Source organism: Microbacterium sp. P2_F9 (assembly GCF_056403635.1).
In genome coordinates, this window is record NZ_JBFUFC010000253.1 from 1 (window position 1) to 4,515 (window position 4,515).

The 4,515-nt window shown below is 74.4% G+C and carries 4 protein-coding genes and 1 pseudogene; all 5 read left to right on the top strand.

The annotated features are described in order from the left end of the window. A pseudogene (locus AC1DVT_RS18205) lies at positions 1 to 487 on the top strand (glycerophosphoryl diester phosphodiesterase membrane domain-containing protein); the annotation flags it as partial. Further along, a complete protein-coding gene (locus tag AC1DVT_RS18210; RefSeq protein WP_477390565.1) occupies positions 484 to 1,161 on the top strand; it encodes a DUF4129 domain-containing protein in 678 nt (225 codons plus the stop codon). The pseudogene AC1DVT_RS18205 and the gene AC1DVT_RS18210, both read left to right, overlap by 4 nt. Next, positions 1,158 to 2,348: a DUF4350 domain-containing protein gene (locus AC1DVT_RS18215; protein ID WP_477390567.1), complete on the top strand. Its 1,191-nt coding sequence runs from the start codon at positions 1,158 to 1,160 to the stop codon at positions 2,346 to 2,348. Before AC1DVT_RS18210 ends, AC1DVT_RS18215 begins: the two co-directional genes overlap by 4 nt. Further along, complete coding sequence (locus AC1DVT_RS18220; RefSeq protein WP_477390569.1) at positions 2,345 to 3,364, top strand: AAA family ATPase; 1,020 nt, start codon at positions 2,345 to 2,347, stop codon at positions 3,362 to 3,364. Before AC1DVT_RS18215 ends, AC1DVT_RS18220 begins: the two co-directional genes overlap by 4 nt. A 5-nt stretch (positions 3,365 to 3,369) precedes the next feature. Then, on the top strand, positions 3,370 to 4,515 hold a 1,146-nt coding region (locus AC1DVT_RS18225), incomplete at its 3' end, for a DUF58 domain-containing protein (RefSeq protein ID WP_477390570.1).

Consider the following 4,515-nt stretch of genomic DNA (forward strand, 5'->3'; position numbering starts at 1 on the left):
GGTGCAGGCCGTCACCCTGCTGATCCAGTCGGTCGGCTCCGTCGTCCAGTCCACCTCGACGGCGCTCATCTACCTCGACTGCCGCATGCGCCACGAAGGGCTCGACCTCGACATGCTCTCGTACGTGGAGCGACGGGATGCCGGGGTCACCGGCCTCCCGGATCCCTACCGCGAGCACATCGGCCGCGTACTGGTGCCCCGCCTCGCGCCCCCGCCGCCGATGGCGGGTTACGCCGCGTACCCGCCATACTCGCCCTACGCGCAGCCGCAGCCGTACTCGCAGTCGTACCCGCCCTACGCGCAGCCGCAGCAGTACCCGCAGTATCCGCAGCCGTACGCGGCCGCCCCGGCGGCGGCCGCCCCGACGCCGCCGGTTCCATCGGCCGAGGGCGATGTCGCGGCGCCGCCCGCAGGCGAATCCCCGCCCAGCGCGACCCGCTGGACAGCGCCCGATGCGGCCGCCGACCGTGGGTCGCCGTGGGCGTGAGCGTCGCATCGGCCTTCCGGCTCGCCGACGCGGTGCCTCCGCTGACGCCGGACGGCGAGGAGGCGCGTCGCTGGGCGCAGGAGGAGCTGGCCGACCCGGTCTACACGGCCGCCGAGCCCACCCCGCTCGATCGGGTCGCCCGCGCGATCGGAGGATTCTTCGACCAGCTGTTCTCCTCGGAGATCCCGAACGGCTGGGGGCCGACGCTCGCCGTCGTGGCCGCGCTCGTGGTCGTCGTCCTGATCGTCGCAGCATTCCTGATCTGGGGTCTCCCCCGCGCCACCCGCCGCACCAGGGCGACGGGCGCTGAGCTCTTCGGGGTCGCCGAGGAGCGCAGCGCGGCCCGCCTGCGGCGGGACGCGGCATCCCTCGCCGACCGCGGCGATTGGGACGGCGCCATCGTGCTCCGCTTCCGCGGGCTCGCGCGCGCCATCGTGGAGCGGGACCTCCTCGAGGTGCCGCCTGGCGCCACCGTCCACACATTCGCGCGCACCGCGGGGCGCGTGTTCCCCGGCTGCGCAGCCGCCCTCGAAGAGGCCGCGGCGGCGTTCGACGACGTGCGCTACCTGCGCAGACCGGGAACGCCGGACCTGTACGCCCGGGTCGTGGCGGTCGACGAGGCGATCATGCCCGCACGACCGCTGCTCGCGGAGTCGGGGGCTGTGCCTCGATGACCGCCGCCATCGACACCGCCGCCGATCCCGCCACCGCGCCGCGCACGCGCCGTCGCAGCATCGGCACCTGGATCGCGATCGGCGTGACGCTGCTGGTGATCGGGGCGATCGGTGCGGGCCTCAGCGGCCTCTCACGCTGGGCGGAGCGCGACGTGCTCGACCCGGATTCGGCGGGTCCGGATGGAACTCGGGCGCTCGTGCAGATCCTGCGCGACCAGGGCATCGACGTCGTGGTGGCGCGCGATCGCGCGGCCGCCACCGAGGCGCTGACCGGCGCCGCCGACACCCTCGTCCTCACCGACCCGCCTGCTCTCTCGGACGACGCCGTGTCGTCCATCGCCGATGCCGCGACCGACGTCATCCTCGTAGATCCCCGAGCCCGCACCCTGCGACTGCTGCTTCCCGGCGCCGCACCCGCGGGGGTCTCCGCCGGAGAGCTGGTCGATCCGCAGTGCGATCTGCCGGAGGCCGCGCGGTCCGGGCCGGTCGCTCCCGGATCGATCTTCGACCCAGGGGACTCCGAGCTGGTCTGCTATCCGACCGATGCCGGCGCGGGGGTCATCGGGCGTGACGACGGCCCACAGCGCGTCGTGGCCGTGGACGCGCGAGCGCTGTTCGTGAACGCCCACCTCGCCGAGAACGGCAACGCCGCCCTGGCGCTGAACCTCATGGGGCGGCATCCGCTCGTCGTCTGGTACTCCCCCGGCGTCGACGACACCGACCTCGAAGGCGGCGATCCGACCCTCGGTGAGCTCACTCCACCCTGGGTGAGCCCCGCCATCCTGCTCCTGCTGTGCGCGGCCGCGGCAGCCGGGGTGTGGCGTGGACGACGGTTCGGTCCGCTCGTGCCCGAGCGGCTGCCGGTCACGGTGCGCGCTGCCGAGACGACCGAAGGCCGCGCGCGCCTCTACGCACGCTCCCGCGACGCCGTCCACGCCGCCGATCAGCTCCGCATCGCCGCACTCACCCGCATCGGCCGCCTGCTCGCCCTCGGGCCCGGGGCGGCCGCGACGGAGATCTCCGATGCCGCCGCGGCGCGGCTCGGGTGGGATCCGCGCGTGGTGCGCGGCATCCTCCTCGACGAGATCCCCCGCGGCGACGCCGACCTCGTCGCGCTCTACGAACGCCTCCGCCACCTCGAGGACGCGGTGCGCACCGCCGTCCGCCCGGAAAGGAACCTGCCATGACCGACCCGACGCCGCACTCCGCCCCGCCGGCCGCGAGCCCGCCCCCTGTGCCGGGCGCGTCTTCGCCCGAGCAGCTGCGCGAGGCGATGAACCGCGTCCGCATCGAAGTGGGCAAGGCCGTCGTCGGCCAGGACGGGACCGTGACCGGCCTGCTGATCGCCCTGCTCTCGCGCGGGCATGTCCTGCTCGAGGGCGTCCCCGGCGTCGCGAAGACGCTGCTCGTCCGCGCCTTCAGCCGTGCGCTCGGGCTCGACACCAAGCGGATTCAGTTCACGCCCGACCTCATGCCCGGCGACGTGTCCGGCTCGCTCGTCTACGACGCACGCACCGGCGAATTCGAGTTCCGCGAAGGCCCCATCTTCACGCACGTGGTGCTGGCGGATGAGATCAACCGCACACCCCCGAAGACCCAGGCGGCGCTGCTGGAGGCCATGGAGGAGCGCCAGGTCTCGACCGACGGCGTGACCCGGCCGCTGCCCGACCCGTTCCTCGTGGCCGCCACGCAGAACCCCATCGAGCACGAGGGCACCTACTCGCTGCCCGAGGCGCAGCTCGACCGGTTCCTGCTGAAGGTGATCGTCGAGGTGCCCGCGCGCGACGCCGAGTTCGCCGTCCTCAGGCGGCACGCGAACGGATTCGATCCCCGCGACCTCGCGGCCGCCGGTCTCACCCAGGTCGTGACGGCGGAGGAGATCCGCGGCGCGCAGCGGGCCGCGGCATCCGTCACCGTCTCCGACGACGTGCTCGGCTACGTCGTCGATCTCGCCCAGGCCACCCGCCGCAGCCCCTCGGTGCAGCTCGGGGTCAGCCCGCGCGCCGCGACGGCGCTGCTGGCCGCGGCGAAGTCGTGGGCGTGGCTCGGCGGCTACCCGGCGATCACCCCCGACCACGTGCAGACCATGATGGTGCCGACCTGGCGCCACCGCATCCGGCTGCGGCCCGACGCCGAGCTCGAGGGCGTGTCGGTCGACGCCGTGCTGACGTCGGTCCTGCAGCAGACCCGCGTACCGATCTGATCCCCGTGTACGTCACCGGCCGGCTCCCCCTGCTCGTCGCCCTCGGCGTCGTTCCCCTCGTGCCGCTCACCGCGGMCGGGCTCAACGCGTGGGCCGTCGGGGCCGGCTGGGTGCTCCTGTGCACGGTGCTGGCGCTCCTTGATGCCCTGCTCGCTGCCCCGGCCACCGGCATCCGGATCGAACGACGGATGCCGCGCCGCTCTCTGCTCGGCCAGTCGGTGGAGACCGAGCTCGCTCTCGTCAACACGAGCGGGCGGCGGATCCGAGGGCGCCTGCGCGATGCCTGGCAGCCGACGGCCGGCGCGCCGGCAGAGCGGATCCCGCTCGACCTCCCGGCCGGAGAACGCCGCCGGATCCCTGTGCCGCTGCTCCCCCGCCGCCGAGGTGAGCTGCGCAGCGAGTTCGTCGTGATCCGCTCGGACGGTCGGCTTCGACTCGCGGGCCGCCAGGCGCGCATCGCAGCGCGCGGCGTCGTCCGCGTGCTCCCGCCCTTCACAGCGCGCCGGCACCTGCCGTCGCGCCTGGCGCGGCTTCGCGAGCTGGACGGCAACACCAGCGTGCAGGTGCGCGGGCAGGGCACCGAGTTCGACAGCCTGCGCGAGTATGTGCGCGGCGACGACGTGCGCTCGATCGACTGGCGTGCCACGGCGCGCGCCGGAAGCACGATGCTGCGCACCTGGCGGCCCGAGCGCGACMGGCACATCGTCATCGTCATCGACACCGGCCGCACCGCCGCGGCGCGGGTCGGCGACGGCGTGCGCCTGGACGCCGCGATGGAGGCCGCCCTGCTGCTCGCCGCGCTGAGCGCGCGGGCCGGCGATCACACCCACCTGCTGATGTTCGACCGCGTGGTCCGCGCCCGCGTGACGCGGGTCGAGGGTGCAGGTCTCCTCCCGGCACTCGTGGACGCGATGGCTCCGGTCGAGGCGCAGCTCATCGACACGGACTGGGACGCCGCCTTCGCCCAGGTGCGCGCGTTCACCTCGCGACCCTCGCTGGTCGTGCTGCTGACCGCCCAGGACGCCCCTGCGGCGGCACGGGGCTTCCTCGGCTCGCTGCCCGCGCTCAGCCGGCGCACGCGGGTGCTGGTGGGCACCGTGACGGACGATCCCAGCCCCGACGCCGAGCGGCCGGACGCCGCGGACGTGTAC